Origin of the sequence: Streptomyces sp. NPDC051940 (assembly GCF_040680895.1) — a bacterium.
Lineage (GTDB): Bacteria > Actinomycetota > Actinomycetes > Streptomycetales > Streptomycetaceae > Streptomyces.
In genome coordinates this window covers 25,756-43,233 of record NZ_JBFAXR010000014.1, presented here as the reverse complement: position 1 = coordinate 43,233, position 17,478 = coordinate 25,756, and the positions used below count along the sequence as shown (strand labels likewise).

Annotated in this window: 14 protein-coding genes and 1 tRNA gene; 9 read left to right on the top strand and 6 right to left on the bottom strand. The window is 73.9% G+C overall.

The window, feature by feature from the left end:
* Positions 1 to 30: 30 nt before the first annotated feature.
* Positions 31 to 783 (top strand): enoyl-CoA hydratase-related protein, encoded by a 753-nt coding sequence (locus tag AB0M28_RS08870; protein WP_365400023.1) that lies wholly within the window; start codon positions 31 to 33, stop codon positions 781 to 783.
* A 43-nt stretch (positions 784 to 826) separates the two neighbouring features.
* Here the strand turns inward: AB0M28_RS08870 and AB0M28_RS08865 are convergent, their stop codons facing one another.
* Entirely contained in the window at positions 827 to 1,477 is a 651-nt protein-coding gene (locus tag AB0M28_RS08865) for a DJ-1/PfpI family protein (RefSeq protein ID WP_365400020.1), read from the bottom strand.
* A gap of 48 nt (positions 1,478 to 1,525) precedes the next feature.
* Positions 1,526 to 2,494: a GlxA family transcriptional regulator gene (locus tag AB0M28_RS08860; protein WP_365400017.1), complete on the bottom strand. Its 969-nt coding sequence runs from the start codon at positions 2,492 to 2,494 to the stop codon at positions 1,526 to 1,528.
* 130 nt (positions 2,495 to 2,624) lie between these two features.
* Between AB0M28_RS08860 and AB0M28_RS08855 the strand changes: the two genes are divergently transcribed.
* The 3 genes from AB0M28_RS08855 to AB0M28_RS08845 all read left to right on the top strand — a co-directional run bounded on the left by AB0M28_RS08855 (position 2,625) and on the right by AB0M28_RS08845 (position 6,880).
* Complete coding sequence (locus AB0M28_RS08855) at positions 2,625 to 3,500, top strand: hypothetical protein (RefSeq protein WP_365400014.1); 876 nt, start codon at positions 2,625 to 2,627, stop codon at positions 3,498 to 3,500.
* 91 nt (positions 3,501 to 3,591) lie between these two features.
* Complete coding sequence (locus tag AB0M28_RS08850) at positions 3,592 to 6,036, top strand: Tex family protein (RefSeq protein WP_365400011.1); 2,445 nt, start codon at positions 3,592 to 3,594, stop codon at positions 6,034 to 6,036.
* Between the two features lies 1 nt (position 6,037).
* Positions 6,038 to 6,880, top strand: coding sequence for a hypothetical protein (locus tag AB0M28_RS08845; RefSeq protein WP_365400008.1), 843 nt, complete (start codon positions 6,038 to 6,040; stop codon positions 6,878 to 6,880).
* A gap of 68 nt (positions 6,881 to 6,948) precedes the next feature.
* On the opposite strand, the gene AB0M28_RS08840 is transcribed toward AB0M28_RS08845, so the two are convergent.
* Positions 6,949 to 7,023, bottom strand: a tRNA-Trp gene (locus tag AB0M28_RS08840).
* A 14-nt stretch (positions 7,024 to 7,037) separates the two neighbouring features.
* Positions 7,038 to 7,736: a hypothetical protein gene (locus AB0M28_RS08835; protein ID WP_365400005.1), complete on the bottom strand. Its 699-nt coding sequence runs from the start codon at positions 7,734 to 7,736 to the stop codon at positions 7,038 to 7,040.
* A gap of 145 nt (positions 7,737 to 7,881) precedes the next feature.
* Between AB0M28_RS08835 and AB0M28_RS08830 the strand changes: the two genes are divergently transcribed.
* From AB0M28_RS08830 to AB0M28_RS08810, 5 genes are all read left to right on the top strand, one after another.
* Complete coding sequence (locus tag AB0M28_RS08830; protein WP_365400002.1) at positions 7,882 to 9,846, top strand: histidine kinase; 1,965 nt, start codon at positions 7,882 to 7,884, stop codon at positions 9,844 to 9,846.
* The gene (locus tag AB0M28_RS08825) at positions 9,834 to 10,484 is read left to right on the top strand and encodes a response regulator transcription factor (protein WP_365399999.1); all 651 of its coding nucleotides are present in this window, start codon (positions 9,834 to 9,836) and stop codon (positions 10,482 to 10,484) included. Before AB0M28_RS08830 ends, AB0M28_RS08825 begins: the two co-directional genes overlap by 13 nt.
* Before the next feature lie 103 nt (positions 10,485 to 10,587).
* Positions 10,588 to 11,451, top strand: coding sequence for a hypothetical protein (locus AB0M28_RS08820; RefSeq protein WP_365399996.1), 864 nt, complete (start codon positions 10,588 to 10,590; stop codon positions 11,449 to 11,451).
* A 109-nt stretch (positions 11,452 to 11,560) separates the two neighbouring features.
* Entirely contained in the window at positions 11,561 to 12,964 is a 1,404-nt protein-coding gene (locus AB0M28_RS08815) for a hypothetical protein (RefSeq protein WP_365399993.1), read from the top strand.
* Positions 12,961 to 14,766 carry an AAA family ATPase gene (locus AB0M28_RS08810; RefSeq protein ID WP_365399990.1) on the top strand — a complete coding sequence of 602 codons (1,806 nt, stop codon included), beginning with the start codon at positions 12,961 to 12,963 and terminating at the stop codon, positions 14,764 to 14,766. The genes AB0M28_RS08815 and AB0M28_RS08810 overlap by 4 nt, the downstream gene beginning before the upstream one ends.
* Before the next feature lie 99 nt (positions 14,767 to 14,865).
* Here the strand turns inward: AB0M28_RS08810 and AB0M28_RS08805 are convergent, their stop codons facing one another.
* Together AB0M28_RS08805 and AB0M28_RS08800 are read right to left on the bottom strand one after the other, a co-directional pair.
* Positions 14,866 to 16,092: a ribonuclease inhibitor gene (locus AB0M28_RS08805; protein ID WP_365399987.1), complete on the bottom strand. Its 1,227-nt coding sequence runs from the start codon at positions 16,090 to 16,092 to the stop codon at positions 14,866 to 14,868.
* The gene (locus AB0M28_RS08800; protein ID WP_365399984.1) at positions 16,089 to 17,468 is read right to left on the bottom strand and encodes an SDR family NAD(P)-dependent oxidoreductase; all 1,380 of its coding nucleotides are present in this window, start codon (positions 17,466 to 17,468) and stop codon (positions 16,089 to 16,091) included. Before AB0M28_RS08800 ends, AB0M28_RS08805 begins: the two co-directional genes overlap by 4 nt.
* Positions 17,469 to 17,478: the final 10 nt, after the last annotated feature.

Genomic DNA, 17,478 nt, shown 5'->3' with positions numbered 1-17,478 from the left:
GCGGGGCGTCCCGGTCCCTAGGATGCGCCCATGAGCACTGGTGAGCTGCGCGTGGGCGTGTCGGACGGGGTCGCCACCGTCGTGATCGCCCATCCGGCCAAGCGGAACGCGATGACGACGGAGATGTGGCGGGAGCTGCCCGTACTGCTGGACGGCCTGGCGGCCGATCCGGCGGTACGGGCGCTCGTGCTCACCGGTGAGGGCGACACGTTCTGTGCCGGAGCGGACATCGGTTCGCTGCGCGAAGGGGCGGACGCCTCGAAGGGCTTGGCGGTCGCCGCCGAGGAGGCCCTCGCCGCGTTCCCCAAGCCGACGCTGGCGGAGGTCCGCGGCTACTGCGTGGGGGGCGGCTGCCAGCTGGCCGCCGCCTGCGACCTCCGCTTCGCCGCCGAGGACGCGTCCTTCGGGATCACCCCGGCGAAGCTCGGCATCGTGTACGCGGAGAGCTCGACGCGGCGGCTGGTACGGCTGGTGGGACCGGCGACCGCGAAGTACCTGCTGTTCTCCGGTGAGCTGATCGGCGCGGAGCGGGCGCTGCGCACCGGGCTGGTGGACGAGGTGCTGCCGGCGGAGGCCCTGGGCAAACGGGTGGCGGAGTTCACGGCCGTCCTCTCGCGCCGCTCGCAGCTGACGCAGGCGGCGGCCAAGGAGTTCGCGGACGGGGTCGCGGACGGCGACCGGATCGCGCAGTGGGAGGAGCAGATGCGCACCAGCGGCGATACCGCGGAGGGAGTCGCCGCGTTCCTGGAGCGCAGGGAGCCGCGCTTCACCTGGTCGGTGTGACGCGCGGCCTTCCCGGTCGCCCTGAGGCGCCCCGGCGGCCGGATCAGTCCGGCTCGCCCCAGATCAGCGCACGCTCGCGGGCGGCGAACGCGGCGTGCACCTCCGGGGCGGCCTTCGCCGGGGAGCCGGCGTCGTACGGGGGCTGCGGGTCGTACTCCACGGCCAGCTGGATGGCCTGGGCGTCGGTGTCGCCGGCGATCCGGCCGGCGAGGGCGAGCGCCATGTCCACACCCGAGGAGACGCCGGCGGCGGTGACGTACTTGCCCTCCTGGACGACCCGCTGCGAGGTGGGCTCCGCGCCGAACATCGGGAGGAACTCCGTCACCTTCCAGTGGGAGGTGGCCTTACGTCCCTTCAGCAGCCCGGCGGCGGCCAGGATGAGCGAGCCGGAGCAGACCGACGTGGTCCAGGTGGTGTGCGCGTCCACGGCCCGCAGCCAGGTCACCAGCGGCCCGTCCTCGGCCAGTTGGTCCTGGGTGCCGGCGCCGCCGGCGACGACCACGACGTCGGGTCGCGGCACCTCGCCGAAGGAGGCCGTGGCGGTGAGCGACAGCTCGCCGTTCTCGTTGGCCACGGGGCCGCGCTCCGCGGCGACGAAGACGGTCTCGGCACCGGGGATCCGGCTGAGCACCTCGTACGGGCCTACGGCGTCGAGGGCGGTGAAGCGGGGGTAGAGCACGATGGCGATCTGCATGAGGGCCTCGATTCGGTGGCAGGTCGGTGGCAGGTCTGCGGTACGGGGTCAGGGCGCGGTGGACGGCCGGAAGCGTCTGCGGTACTCGGCGGGCGAGGTGCCCAGGGTGCGCAGGAAGGCCCGGCGCATGGCCTCCGGTGTCCCGTAGCCGCAGGCGCGGGAGACCTCCTCGACGCCGTCGCCGGTGTCCTCCAGCAGCCTGCGCGCGGCCTCGACCCGCACCCGGTCGACGTACCGGCCGGGCGTGGTGCCCGTCTCGTCGCGGAAGGCACGGGCGAACTGGCGCGGCGAGAGGCTCGCGCGGGCCGCCAGGGCCTCCACGCCGAGGTCGGCCGCGGGGTGCTCCGTGATCCACTGCTGGACGTCGCGCAGCGGTTCGCGCCGGGCGGTCTGGGCGGCGAGCTGGACGCTGAACTGCGCCTGGTTGCCGGGGCGGCGCAGGTAGACCACCAGATGCCGGGCGACGGTCAGCGCCGTCTCGCGGCCGAGGTCCTCCTCGACCAGGGCGAGCGCGAGGTCGATGCCGCTGGTGACGCCGGCGGAGGTGTAGACGTCGCCGTCCCTGATGTAGATCGGGTCCGGGTCCACCGTCACCCCGGGATGCCGGCGGAGCTTGTCGGCGTGCGCCCAGTGGGTGGTGGCCCGGCGGCCGTCGAGCAGACCGGCCTCCGCCAGCAGCAGGGAGCCGGTGCAGACGGAGACCACACGACGGGCGTACGGGGCGTGCTCGCGCAGCCAGCCGACGATCCGCGGATCCGGCGCGAAGGCCCCCTCGCCGCCGGGGACGACCAGCGTGTCCGGCGCGGGGGTGTCCGCGAGGTCCTGGTCCGGGGCCAGCCCGAGTCCGCTGTACGTCCGCACCGTCCCGCCGCCGGGGCTCGCCGTGCGGATGTCGTACGTGGCCCGGGGGTGGCGGGCGGCGCCCGCGAAGACCTCCAGGGGGCCGCTCACATCGAGGCTCTGGACGCCGTCGTAGAGGACGAACAGCACGGTGTGCGGCTTCTGCATGCGTCCCATCGTGGGCCGCCGCCGCCCGCGTCCGCAATGACGTGCAACCCACCTTTCCTGCCATCGGTCGGCGGGACACGGCGGTCATTCGCGACTGCCGGGGTTCCCTCCTAAGCGTCCGCTCAGTAACCTGCCGGACATGACCGACGACCGCGCCGGACGGCGCTGCAACAACGTGCTCAACCCGCTGCACTCCGCGGTGTACTTCTCACCGGAGTTCACCGGCGAGATGAAGGCCGTCGGCCTGGAGAAGGAGCCCGGGTCCGTCTTCACCGCCGGCGGCTACTTCGCCGCCCGGTCCGCGGCCATGGGGCCGGTCGGGCCGGGGACGGTCACCGCCACGTTCTACAACTTCAACCACGAGCTGATCGCCCGGCACATCCCCGTCGCCTGGACCGTCGCCTCCCCGGAGCGCGTGCTCGCCGCCCGGCTGCGTGCCGCCGACGGCATGCTGCGGCGGATGCTGGGCGAGGAGGCGGTGGCCTCCAAGGACATGGCGGAGGCCGCCGAGCTCGCCGTGACCGCCGCGCGCGCCGCCGGCCGTCCCGGACGTCCGCTGTACGCGGCCGAGGCCGACCAGCCGATCGCCGAGGAGCCGCACCTGGCCTTCTGGCAGGCCGCGACGATGCTCCGGGAGCACCGCGGCGACGGACACATCGCCCTGCTCACCCACGCCGGCCTCGACGGGCTGGAGGCCCTGGTCTCGCACACGGCGTCGGGGCGCGGTTTCACGCCCCGGGCGGCCCGCAGCATCCGGGGATGGAGCCGGGCGGAGTGGTCCGCCGCCGAGGACCGGCTGCGCGAGCGCGGTCTGATGGACGCCGCCGGCGAGCTGACGGACGCGGGCGACGTGCTGCGCAAGGAGCTGGAGTACGAGACGGACCGCCTCGGCTCTGCGCCGTACGCGGCACTGGGCGCGGCGGCGACCGAGCGGCTGACGGAGCTGGCGGGAGCCTTCGCGATGAGCGCGCTGACGACCGGCGCGTTCCCCGACGGCCTCTTCGGCAAGGGCTGACGCACCGTTTCCGGCCGGGTCTGAGCCACGGTTGTCGGCGGTACCTGCCACAATGCCTTGCGCACGGAAGAGTAGAAAGCGGGGCAGGCACGTGAGTGTGTCCATCGAAGGCAGGATCGCCGGGGAACTCGGCGTACGGGAGGGCCAGGTCAAGGCGGCCGTCGAGCTGCTGGACGGCGGGTCGACGGTCCCGTTCGTCGCGCGCTACCGCAAGGAGGCGACGGGCGCCCTGGACGACGCGCAGCTGCGCACGCTGGAGGAGCGGCTGCGCTATCTGCGCGAGATGGAGGAGCGGCGCGCCGCGATCCTGGAGTCCGTCGACAGCCAGGGCAAGCTGACGGACGAGTTGCGCGCCCAGATCCTCGCCGCCGAGACCAAGGCCCGGCTGGAGGACATCTACCTCCCCTTCAAGCCCAAGCGCCGCACCAAGGCGCAGATCGCCCGCGAGGCGGGCCTGGAGCCCCTCGCCGACGGCCTGCTGACCGACCCGTCGGTCGAACCGCTCGCCGCCGCGGCGGCGTTCGTCGACGCCGACAAGGGCTACGCCGACGCGGCCGCGGTGCTGGAGGGCGCCCGCGCGATCCTCACCGAGCGCTTCAGCGAGGACGCCGACCTGATCGGCGAGCTGCGCGAGCGGATGTGGACCAAGGGCCGCCTCGCCGCGAAGGTCCGCGAGGGCAAGGAGGAGTCCGGCGCCAAGTTCGCCGACTACTTCGACTTCGCGGAGCCGTTCACGGACCTTCCCTCGCACCGCATCCTGGCGATGTTCCGGGGCGAGAAGGAGGAGGTCCTGGACCTGGACCTGGAGCCGGACACGGAGGAGCAGGCCGAGGGCCCCACGGCGTACGAGCGGGCCATCGCCGCCCGCTTCGGCGTGCAGGACCGCGGCCGCCCCGCCGACAAGTGGCTGGCGGACACCGTCCGCTGGACCTGGCGCACCCGGGTCCTGGTCCATCTGGGCATCGACCTGCGCACCCGGCTGCGTACGGCCGCCGAGGACGAGGCGGTGGACGTCTTCGCCGCGAACCTGCGCGACCTGCTGCTGGCCGCCCCCGCCGGCACCCGCGCCACGATGGGCCTGGACCCTGGCTTCCGTACGGGCGTGAAGGTCGCCGTCGTGGACGCCACGGGGAAGGTCGCCGCCACCACGGCGATCTTCCCGCACGTCCCGCAGCAGAAGTGGGACGAGTCGCTCGTCGTCCTCGCCAAGCTGGCCCGCGAGCACCAGGTCGAGCTGATCGCCGTCGGCAACGGCACGGCCTCCCGGGAGACCGACAAGCTGGCGGCCGACCTGATCGCCGCCCAGCCGGAGCTGAAGCTGACCAAGGTGATGGTGTCGGAGGCCGGCGCCTCGGTCTACTCGGCCTCCGCGTTCGCCTCGCAGGAGCTGCCGGGCATGGACGTGTCGCTGCGCGGCGCGGTGTCCATCGCCCGCCGGCTGCAGGACCCGCTGGCCGAACTGGTGAAGATCGACCCGAAGTCGATCGGTGTCGGGCAGTACCAGCACGACCTGTCCGAGGTGAAGCTCTCCCGCTCCCTCGACGCGGTCGTGGAGGACTGTGTGAACGGCGTGGGCGTCGACCTCAACACCGCCTCCGCCCCGCTGCTCGCCCGGGTCTCCGGCATCGGCTCGGGCCTGGCCGACAACATCGTCTCGCACCGGGACGCCAACGGCCCGTTCCGCAGCCGCTCCGCGCTGAAGGATGTGCCGCGGCTCGGCCCGAAGGCGTTCGAGCAGTGCGCGGGCTTCCTGCGCATCCGCGGCGGCGACGACCCGCTGGACGCCTCGTCCGTGCACCCCGAGTCGTACCCGGTGGTGCGGCAGATGGCGAAGACCAGCGGCACGGAGGTCGCGGCCCTCATCGGCAACTCCCAGATGCTCCGCTCCCTCAGGCCGGAGAGCTTCGTGGGTGAGGCAGCCGGTGCGCTCACGGTGGCGGACATCCTGAAGGAGCTGGAGAAGCCCGGGCGCGACCCGCGTCCGGCGTTCAAGACGGCCACCTTCAAGGACGGCGTCGAGAAGATCTCCGACCTCGCGCCCGGCATGATCCTCGAGGGCGTGGTGACCAACGTGGCCGCGTTCGGCGCCTTCGTCGACATCGGTGTGCACCAGGACGGCCTGGTCCACGTCTCGGCGATGTCCCGCACCTTCGTCAAGGACCCGCGCGAGGTCGCCAAGCCGGGTGACATCGTGAAGGTGAAGGTCCTGGAGGTGGACGTCCCCCGCAAGCGGATCTCGCTGACGCTGCGCCTGGACGACGAGCCGGGCAAGCCCGCGGGCCAGTCGGGCGGCGGCGGTGCCCGCCGCGGTGCCGGAGGCGGTGGCGCCCCGCGTCAGCGCCAGGGCGGTCAGGGTGGCCAGGGCGGCGGCGGCCGTGGCGGTCAGGGAGGCCAGGGCGGCGGCCGGGGCGGTCAGCAGCAGCGGCAGGGCGGCGGCCGGCGTGAGGCGGCGCCGGAGAACAGCGCGATGGCCGACGCACTGCGCCGCGCCGGCCTGCTGGGCGGCGGCAACGGCCAGGGGAAGGGCCGGCGCTGAGTTGATAGCGGAGGGGGACGCCGGCAGCCTCCGGCTGCTGCTGGAGCAGGTGGGCGACGGGGCCGCGCCGGTCTTCGACCGGCTCGGCCTCACCGAGGGGCCGATCGCGCCCCGGCAGCGCGATCCGTGGCGCATCGGCCGGATCCTCGACCGTCCGGGCGCGCCGGCCTCGGCGCTGCTGTGGATGCTGGAGAGCGATCTGCCGGAACTTCGGACCGTCGTCTTCCAGGCCGCCCGGACGTCCCTCGCCGTCCGCCGCGACATCCTGCTCGGCCTCCCCTACGCGCCGGGCGCGACCGAGCGGGTGCCGGTACGGCAGGAGCTGCGGCAGTGGTATGCGATGCCGGAGTTCCCGCTGGACGGCGAGGACTTCGACCTGATCGCGGAGCTGTACGCCGTCCGCACCATGACGCACGGCCGGCACACCGCCAACGCGGTCACCCGCCGGGACTGGCCGCGGATCGCCTCCGCCGACCGGGACCGGCCGCTGCCCGGCTACGCCCGCTGGAACCTGTCGATCCGGATCGACTGCCCGCCCGCGCTGCGCGAGCAGTTCGGCGACCATCCCAAGTTCCGCCACCGCCTGCGCCAGGCGGGCGTCGTCGCCGGGCCCCGGGAGTACGTCGAGTCCTGGCGCCCGGCCCACCAGGTCCTGCAGGTCCTGGCGCTGGGCGCCTGGGCGTTCCCGCACCGCCTGGAGGAGGCGCTGGAGCCGCTGCGCCCGCTCATCGACGCGCTGGGCCCGAGCCCCGAGGCGTGGGCGGTGCTGGCGCAGTTGCTGCCGACGTTCTCGGGGACGGTGCCGGAGCTTCTGGTGACGACGCGCGCGATCAGCGGGGTCTGAGCCCGCTGATCCCCTGGCCCACGGATCCGCAGACCCACTGTCCGCTGATCCGCGAAGGGAGTTGAGGGGCGGGACGGCTGGATTCGAACCAGCGTGAATTTGGGATCTGGAGTCCCATGCGCCTGCCTCTGCGCTACGTCCCGCCTTGCCCGTGATCCTAGGGCCTGAGCGCGGCCCGCCGCAGGTACCAGGCGGATGCGACGAGGACCGCCATCAGGACGACCTGGATCAGATCGAGCCCGCGCGACGGCACCGGCGCGAACTGCCCCACCGTCAGCACCGCGAGGGCCACCGGCAGCCACCGCGGGACGGCCCGCGCCCGCCCCAGCGCGGTCGCCAGGAGCAGCAGGCCGACGGTGGTCAGCAGGAACCCGGCGAGCTGCGGCGCGGCCACCCGCTCCGGATGGTCCTCGACGTACGTCAGCAGCCCCGCGCCCGCACCGGCGGAGAGGGCGTCGGTGCTGGTGGCGTACCAGCCCAGCGCCCCGAAGGCGAAGATGCCCGCGGCGAAGAACATCCCGCCCAGCGTCGTCAGGACGGCACCCGCATGCGCCCAGCGGGCGCCCCGCGCGGCGGCGACGAGACAGACGAGCACCGACAGCGCGCCGCACGCGACGGCGAAGCCGAAGCCGTCGAGGGCGGAGCCGGCCCACGCGGCGTCGCGGACGGGCTCCACGGCGTCGTAGGCGAAATCGTCGCGCTCCGTCCACGGCTGCCACAGCAGCACGCCGGCCACCGTGGCGGCGCCGAGCGCGAGCGCGGTCGCGACCGTGGTGACGAGTGCGGGTCGCACGGTGGGGCCCGCGGATCGCAGGGGTTCGACGGCGGCGGCCGTGCCGGCAGGTTGCGTTTGCATGGTGACTCCTCGGTTCCGAGAGCCCTTCAGTCCGACGGCAGCGACGCTACGGACCGGCGCGCGGCGGGTCTTCGGTGCGGGCGCGGATCAATTCCTCCGTACCGGCACGGAGGTGACGGACCGTCCGCTGCCGTACATTGCCGCCATGGACCGGGCGCGACGGCTCACGTTCTCCGTGTCACTGCTGACCGGAGGTTTCCTGCTCGCCGCCATCGCGGGGGCGGCGCTGGCACCGACGAAGACCTCACTGGTCAATCTCGCCGTGGGGCTCGCCGTGGCGCCCGCCGCCTCGGTGCTGGGCGTGCTGATCAGCCGGCGGCGCCCGGAGAACAGGGTGGGGCTGCTGCTGGCCCTGCTGGGGCTGGCCGGGGCGTTCACCGTGACGAAGGAGATCGGCTGGCAGGTGCTGGCTGACCGGCCGGACACCCTGGAGTCCCTCGGCCGGCCGGCGGCGGTGCTGGCGGAGAGCGCACTGTGGGTGCTGGCGGCGGTGGCGCTGCTGCTGTTGTACTTCCCCGACGGCCGGGTGCCGGGCCCGCGTTGGCGGTGGGTGGCCCCGGCGCTCGTCGCGGGCGTCGCGTTCGCGCACGTCGGCGGCGCGTTCAGCGACGAGCCCTTCCAGCCGCCGCTCGAGGGAGTCGAGCGCCCCTTCCCCGCGCCGCCCGCGTGGACGGACGTACCGGCGGACGTGCTGTTCTTCCTGACCCTGGGGCTCGTGCTCGCCTGCGCGTTCTCCCTCGTCGTCCGCTACCGGCGCGGTGACCGGCTGCTGCGGGCACGGATCAAGTGGCTGGCGCTGGCCGGTCTGGGCGTGGCGGCGTACCCGCTGGTGTGCGGGGCCGAGATCCTGCTGTGGGGAAGCCCGCAGTGGTTCAGCGTGGCGACGGGCATCGTCTCCCTCGTCGGCATCCCGCTCGCGACGGGCGTGGCGGTGCTGCGGCACGATCTGTACGACGTGGACAAGGCGCTGGCCGGCGCCGTCGGCTGGGGGCTGCTCAGCGTGGCGCTGCTCGGGGTGTACGCCGTGAGCGCGCTGTCCGCCGGGCTGGTGCTCGGGCGCGGTTCCGCCGCGGCGGCAGCCGTCGGCACCGCGATGTGCGCGGTCGTCCTGAACCCGCTGCGACGGCGGGTGCAGCGCGGCGTGGACCGGCGCCTGTATCCGCTGCGCCGCGCCGCACGGACGGCGATCGACGCGCTGCACCGCGATCTGGGCGGCGGGCGGGCGCGGCCGGAGGAGTTGCAGCGGACCCTGCGGACGGCGCTGCGCGATCCGGCGCTGCGGGTGGGCTACTCGGTGCCGGGCACCGAGGGGTTCGTGGACGGCGACGGCGCTCCCGTCGCCTCGGCGGCCGGTGTGCCGGTCGAGCTGAACGGCGCGGTGATCGGCCTGCTCGTCCCCGGCGGCGGATACGTCTCCCCGGACCTGCTGCGCCGGGTCGCGGACTGGTCGGCGACGCTGGTGGAGGTCGTACGCCTGCGGCTGGAGCTCGCGGGCGCCCTGCACGAGGCGGAGTCCAGCCGGGCCCGGCTGCTGCGCATCGGCTACGAGGAACGGCGGCGGCTGGAACGGGACCTGCACGACGGCGCGCAGCAGCGGCTGGTCTCGCTCGGCATGGCGATCCGCCTCGCCCAGCGGCATCTGGACGACGGGACGGTGGACGTGGACGCGCTGCTCGACCAGAGCGTCGCCGAACTGGGCACGGCCGTGGCCGAGTTGCGCCAGATCGCCCACGGGCTGCGCCCGAGCTGCCTCGACGACGGTCTGCGGGCGGCGCTCGCGGCGCTGATCCGGGGCGTGCCGATGCCCGTCGACGTGGACGTGCACGACGGCGTCCTCTCCGACGACATCGCCACGACCGCGTACTACGTCGTGAGCGAGGCGGTCGCCAACGCCGTCAAGCACGCGGAGGCGAACCGGGTCGGGATCCGGGTGGCCCGGGCGGAGGAGGACGTGGTGGTGCGGGTCAGCGACGACGGACGGGGCGGCGCGGCACTGCGCGCCGGCTCGGGACTGGCCGACCGGGTCGCCGCGATCGGCGGCTCGCTGCGGGTGGTGAGCCCCGCCGGGCGGGGAACGGTCGTGGAGGCGGTGCTGCCGTGCGTATCGTGATCGGCGAGGACTCGGCGCTGTTCCGGGAGGGACTGGCCCGGCTGCTGGCGGACGCCGGCCACACGATCGTGGCCAAGGCCCAGGACGCGCCGTCGCTGCTGGCGGCCGTGGAGGCGACGTCGCCCGAACTCGCCGTCGTCGACATCCGGATGCCGCCGGACCGGACGGATGACGGCGCCCGCGCCGCGCGCACGCTGCGGGAGGGCCGGCCGGACCTCGGCATCGTGCTGCTGTCGCAGCATCTGGAGACCCGGCACTCGCTGGAACTCGTCACCGGGGGCCGCTTCGGTTATCTGCTGAAGGACCGCGTCTTCGACGTGGACGACTTCCTCGACGCGCTGCGCCGCGTCGCAGCCGGCGGCACGGCCCTCGACCCGGAGGTCGTCGCGGCGCTGCTCGGCCCCACGGGCGCCGGGGACCCGCTGGCGCGGCTCACCCCCCGGGAGCGCGACGTGCTGGCGCTGATGGCGGAGGGGCGGACGAACGCCGGCATCGCCGAGCGGCTGTGGCTGACCGCGCGGACCGTGGAGACGCACGTCGCGAGCATCATGGCGAAGCTGGGGCTGCACCCTTCGGCGCAGGAGAACCGCCGGGTGCTGGCGGTGCTGACGTGGCTGGGGATCAGGCCGGGGATGTGATCCGGGTCATGTCGGACCGGTCTGCGGAATACCCCCTGGGGGTATATGGTTCTGAGTGATCACAAGGACGCGCACGACATCCGAACGAACGGTGGAGATCATCATGAACGCCGCAGCACACGCCGGTCACCACGGACACGCCGGGCACGAGGGTCACGAGGGTCACATCGCTGCGGGCGGCACGGGGCAGAGTGGACACGGGGAGCACGCCGGCCACCAGGGTCACGCAGAGCACGCCGGTCACGCCGCCCCCGCTTTCCCCGGCGGGCTGCAGATCACCGAGGACGGCTACACCCTCGCGCTCGCCGCGACCGTCCTCCCCGCCGGCCGGCAGGAGCTCCGCTTCCGGATCCTCGGTCCGGAGGGCCGGCCGGTCCGCGATCTGACCCCGGTCCACGACAAGAAGATCCACCTCATCATCGCCAACCGCGAACTCACCGGCTTCTGGCACCTGCACCCGGCCGAGGACGCCGAGGGCACCTGGTCGGCGAAGGTCGACCTGCCGGAGGCGGGCGCCTACCGGGTGTTCACCGACTTCGCCCCGGCCGCCCTCGGCCGCACCCTCACCCTGGGCGCCGACCTCGCGGTCGCCGGCCACTACACGCCGCGCCCCACGCCGCCGCCCGCCGCCGTGTTCGCCGTGGACGGCTACGAGGTCACCCTCGACGGCGAACCGGCCGCCGGCGAAGGCCGGCAGCTGCGGCTGACCGTCAGCAGGGGCGGCGAGCCCGTCACGGACCTCCAGCCCTATCTCGCCGCGTACGGCCACCTCGTGGTGCTGCGCGCCGGCGACCTGGCCTACGTCCACGTGCACCCCGAGGGCGAGCCCGGCGACGGCGTGACCGAGCCGGGGCCGTCGATCGCCTTCCACACCCAGGTGCCCGGGCCGGGGACGTACCGGCTCTTCCTCGACTTCAAGCACGAGGACACCGTCCGCACGGCGGAGTTCACCGTCGTCGCCCGGTAACCCGGCCCGGGCGGCGGCCCGCCCGCCTCGGCCCCACCCGCCGCCCGCGCGGAAATTGTCAGCACCCCCTGATACCAATGGGTCAAGCTTGACCACGGGGGTGCTGACCATGGCTTACGGCGAGGAGCGGACCGTACACCGCCATGTCGTGGATCTGGCCGACCGGCGCGCTCTGGAGCGCTGGCGGCCGGCGGACGCGGAGACGGTCGCGGAGGCCACGCGGCTCAAGGAGGCCGCGCTGCTGGACTTCGGCATGAGCGAGTCCGCGGTCACGTCGTGGCTGTACTCCAAGTGCCGCCACCAGGTCCCCACCACGGCGATCGCCACGGCCGCCGTGGTGGCCTCGGGGGACGGCAGCTGCCTGCTGCTCTACAACCCGGCCTTCTTCGTCGGACTCGGCCTGGACGGCGTGAAGTTCGTCCTCTTCCACGAGGCCCGGCATCTGGTCCAGCGCCATCTCTTCGCCGAGGAGGAGCTGCGCGAGGACCCGGTGTTCACGGTCGCCTGCGAGGTGTCGATCAACCACGTGGCCCTGCTGCGGCTGGCCCGCACCGGACTCCCGCTGCTGGACGGCCGCCCCACCGGCGTGGACCCGAAGGAGGTCCACGCGGCGTACGAGGCGGATCTGACGGGCCAGGGCCTGCAGCCGCTGTCCTACGACCGGTTCACCGAGACCGACATGACGATCTACGGCGAGCTGAAGCGCATGCTGAACCCTCCGGTGCCCGACGATCGGTGCATCCATCTCATGGCCGGGGGTGTCCCCGCCGACCAGGAGACCGTGGACGCCACGGCGTCTTCCGTACTGCTCAACTCCCTGCTCGCCGCCCGCCGCGGCCACCCGGCGGCCGAGGGTGAGCTGGTCGACCTGATGAACCGGACCGACGGCGCCTCGGACCGCGCCAGCCGCATCTGGGGCCGCCTGGGAGCGGGCGCTCTCCGCGGCCGGACCTCCGCCACCCGGCAGGTCGACTGGTGGCAGCGGTGGCTGGTCGACGTCCTCGCCTCGAAGCTCCAGGAGGGCGAGCGGCTCGTCTACCCGAAGAAGCGCGGCGCCCTGCTGGCGGCGCTCGGCCAGGACCCGATGCTCTCGCGCCGGGGTCCGATACGCACGAAGGTGCTCGTCGTCGCGTACGACACCTCCGGCTCGATGCCGCACGGCGTGGTGCGGTGGCTGACCGAACTGGTCGGCCGGATCGACGGGGTGGAGGCGCACTGGCTGTCGTTCGACGGCGTCGTGATGCCCTTCAAGGCGGGTGAGCGCGTGTACGGCGGCGGGGGCACCAGCTTCCAGGCGGTCGCCGACTACGTGGAGGGGCGCACGGCCGTGGACGGCGAGTTCTTCGACGAGAAGCCGGACGCCGTGGTCGTCCTCACCGACGGCTACGCCCCGCACATCACCCCCGCCGAGCCCGACAAGTGGATCTGGCTGATCACCGAGGGCGGCGACGACTGGCCGGACGCGCACACCCCGCCCATGGCCTGCCACCGTGTGACGACAGGAGACCGATGACGACCACCACCCGCCCCCAGCGCACCCTGTCCAAGCTGGAGCAGTTCATCGACGCGATGATCGAGATGGGGCAGACGGGGCAGATCTTCGGCGAGCACGGCATCGGCAAGACGTCGACGTTCTTCTCGCACATCCCGCGCGCGTACCCGGACGCGGAGCTGGCCTTCGTACCGGCGGCGAATCTGACGCCGGACGACCTGCTGGTCAACGCCCCGGTCCGGGACGCGCAGACGGGCGCGCTGGTGCTGCGGCAGCTGGTGATGGCGCAGCTGAAGCCGGGCCGGCCGTTCGTGCTGCTCATCGACGACTCGCTGCAGGCCGGGGAGACCATCCAGTCGCAGCTGATGCAGATCGCCTGCAACTGGACGCTGGGCGAGCACGATCTGCGCGCGCTGGGGTGCATCGGCGTGTTCCTCACGGACAACGAGTCGCTGGCGGAGACCTCCGCGCGGCGCAGCGATCTGGCCATCCTCGACCGGATGGTGACGCTCAAGATCACCGCCAACGACACCGCGTGGCGGGGCAAGCTGCGCGCCAAGTACCGCCCGTGGAACCTGGACGGCGTGTTCGCGGTGTGGGCCTCGCTGACGCCCGGACTGCGCGAACTGCTCGCGCCGCGCACCCTGGACCACCTCCTGGCGTGCGCCCGCGAGGGCTTCCCCCTGCGCTGGGGCCTGCCGCTGATCAACGGCGAGCGGCTGCGCCTGGCCGAGGACCAGGGGCGCGGCACGCCCGACCGCACGGCGGAGATCCTCGACCGGATCGCCAAGGCCCTCGACGTGCCGAACCCCGCCACCGTTCCGGACCCGGTACGCCGGGTGGTGCGCGCGGCGCTGCGCAACCGCTGGTCGGTGCTGCTCCAGGGGCCGCCCGGCTGCGGCAAGACGGAGCTGGTGCGCCAGGAGGTGCGCGAGGGCCTGGGCCGCGATCCGCTGTACTTCTCGCTGCCGGTGACCAACGTCGAGGACCTGTGCGCGCCGATCCCGGCGACGGACGGTTCGCTGGAGAACCTGCTCGCGCTGCCGTTCACCGGCCCTGAGCCGAAGGCGATCGTCTGGGACGAGTACAACCGTCCCAAGGACAAGGCGGCGTTCGCCAAGCTCATGGAGATCACCCAGGAGTGGTCGCTGGCGGGCCGACCCATCGAGAACCTGCGCGCCCAGATAGCCATCCAGAACCCGCCGTACCATCTGGGCCGCAAGCTGCTGGTGTCCCGCAACAACATCGCCCAGGCGACCCGGTTCACCGTCTCGCTGACGGTGGAGCCCGAGGACATCCCGGCGAACGAGTGGCTGATCGAGCAGTACGGGCCGGTCGCCGAGACGGTGCTGGAGTGGTGGAAGCACGACATCGACGAGGACGGCCGGGCCTGGATCACCAAGCGGACGCTGGAGCGGCTGATCAAGCTGCACCGGCGGGGGCTGCCGCTGGAGCTGGGCACGATCTACCTCGGCGAGGGCGAGTACGCGCCTGTGCCGCTGACATCGCTGATCGACCGCCTCAACGACCGGCCGGTGACGGGGCTGCGGGAGCTGGCGGAGAACGTGGGCGCGTGGGAGGCGCGGCTGCGCCGGGCCGCCGCGGCGTCCACCGAGGGCGGCAACGACAGCGATGTGGTGCACCAGGTGCTGTCGAACGCCGAGCTGTCGCAGCTCAAGCGGTACCGCAAGGTGGTCGTGCGGCTCGTGGCGCTGCTGCCGCCGAAGCTGCGGTCGACGTATCTGGTGGGAGCGCCGGAGAAGGCGCAGCGGTTCTGGATCGAGGTGTTCGCGCAGCTGCCCCCGGCGGGCGGGGCGGGCTGACGGCAGCTCGGGCGTCGGACTCGGGCCGGCGGGGTGCTCTGCCCGCTCGGGCCGGGCGCTCCGGTGGCGGGGTGCTAGGCCGGCTCCGGTGGCGGGTGCTCAGGCCGGCTCCGGTGGCGGGGTGCGGTGCACGCTGCGGATGGCCGCCACGTCGGCGGGGACGGGCGGCAGCTGCGGCAGGGAGCCGCTGAGGGCGTCGAGGCGGCGGCGGACGCTGCTGGCGATGCCCTTGCCGAGGAGGTAGCGCGTGGGGCTGACCGCCCGACCCGCGCCGGCCAGCAGGGGCAGCGCCTGGCGGCTGCGCATGCCGGTGTTCGACAGCACGAGGTGGGTCAGCCGGTGCCGCCCCTCGGCGAGCGCCGCCGCGATGGCGGTGGTGGCGGCCTCGTCGAGCGCGTTGTCGGCCGCGCCCAGCGCGCCCGCGGCACGCACCCTGCCCAGGTCGCAGACCTCGACGCCGGCGCCCACGGCGGCTGCCACCAGCCGGGCGGCGGCCCGCGGACCGATGCCGTTGCTTGCCAGCGACAGCCGCCGGAGACGGCCGTGCGGTGAACGGGTCAGCGCGTCGGCCAGCACCTCGGCGCCCTCGTCGCCGAGTCGCGCCGCCGACAGGTACAACTCGCCCACGGCGCCCGCCTCGACGGCCGGCGCGATCGCCGACGCGCCTGCCGGACCCAGGGCGTTGCCCCCGGCGTAGAGCCGCTCGATACGGCGGCCCGCGCCGGACGCGGCGATCAGGGCGTCGGCCAGCACCCGCAGTCCGGCGGGCGTCAGGCCGGTCTGCACCAGGTCGAGGGTGCGCAGCGACCGGGCCGCCTGGAGGAGTTCGGCCGCCGCCTCACCGGCGGCGGGGCCGAGGGGGTTGCGCTTCAGCCAGACGCCGCTGACCGCCTGCGGGGAGCCGCGCAGCTGGTCGGCGATGCGGCAGGCGCCCTCGGCGGAGATGCCGTTGCAGCCCAGGTAGAGGGTCTCCACCTCCGCCTCGGCGGCCTTCCCGGCGACCGCGTCGGCGCCGTCGTCCCCGAGGCCGTCCGTGCCGAGGAGCAGATGGCGTACGGGCCCCGGGCGCAGCGCGTCGGCGACGAGCGCGGCGCCGTCCGGGCCGAGTTGCTGCTTGCACAGGTCGAGACGGCCGTCGGGCAGGGCGGTGCCGGCCGGGAAGTCGGTGCGTTCCACGGCCTCCCGGCCCGAGCGCAGCCAGTGCAGCAGCGGGTCGAGGTCGGCGGGGGAACGGGGCGAGACGGGTCCGATGCCGGCGAAGTACGGGGTGTCCCCAATCCCCGGCGTCTGCTGCCCGTCGTCCGTCGCGTCGTCGGGTCCGGTCACCACGCCGCCTCCTGGTAGTCCTTGAGGAACACTCCGGCCACCGGATCGCCCGCCTCGCCGCGCACGATCGGGTCGTACACGCGGGCCGCGCCGTCCACGACGTCCAGCGGGGTGCGGAAGCCGTTCGCGGCGATCCGGTCCTTCTTCGGCAGCGGGTTCTCGTCGGTGATCCAGCCGGTGTCGACGGCGCACATGTACACGCCGTGCTCGGCGAGGGCGGGGCCGGAGGTGCGGGTGAGCATGTTGAGGGCGGCCTTGGCCATGTTGGTGTGCGGGTGGCCGTCCGTCTTGTTCCGGACGGTGAAGCGGCCCTCGACGGCGGTGACGTTGACGATGTAGCGGCGTTCGCGGGGCGCGGCGAGCAGCAGCGGCAGCAGCCGGTCGCACAGCAGCGCCGGGGCCAGCGAGTTGACCAGCTGGGTCTCCAGTACCTCGGCCGGGTCGAGTTCGCCGAGGCGCGCGGACCAGGAGTTGACGGGCGCCGTGTCGGGCAGCAACCCGGCCTCATCCGTGCCAGGCAGCAACCCGCCCACGTCCGTGTGGGGCAGCAGCCCGGCTTCGTCCGTCGTGTCCAGTACCAGGGCCAGCGCCCCGGCCGCACCCGGCCCGCCGGGGAGCGCGGTCATCGGCCGGAAGCCGGGCGCGGCGAGCACCTCGCGCGGCAGCCCCTCCCCCTCCCCCGCGGCCAGCGCGGCGTACGACCCGGGCGACCGGCGCACGGTCTGCGCGGCGTTGTTGACCAGGATGTCGAGCGGTTCGCCCGAGGTCCGCAGCTGCTCGCACACGCCCAGCACCTGCCGCGGATCGCGCAGGTCGACGGCGATGACGCCGAGCCGGTCGAGCCAGCCGTCGGCGCCCTCGGCGGCCTGGAAGCGGCGCAGGGTGTCGTGCGGGAAGCGGGTGGTGACGAGGACCTCGGCGCCGTCGCGGAGCATCATCAGCGCCAGCTGGAAACCGATCTTCACCCGGCCACCGGTGATCAGCGCCCGCCGCCCCCGCAGATCGGCGCGCAGCGCGCGCCGGGCGGAGTTGTCGGCGGCGCAGTCCGGGCACAGCAGATGGTAGAAACCGTCGAGCCGCTGGTAGAAGCGCTTGCACACATAGCAGCGCTGCGCCCGGCGCAGCTCCCCGCCCGTGCCCGCGGCCCCCAGCGGCGCGTCCTCACGCCGGTCCACAGCGCCGGTGGCGGTGGCGGCGAGCGCGGCGGCGTCTGCCGCGAGGCGTTCCTCCTTGCGCCCCTTGCGCCGCCGCAGCCGCCCGTCGCGGGCGAAGGACGAGGCGACCTGCTCGGCTCGCAGCCGGACGGGGTCGTCGACGGGCAGCGCTCGGAGCCTCGCGACCGTCCGGTCGAAGGCGGCGAGCTCGTCGTCCGTCATCGCGTCCACG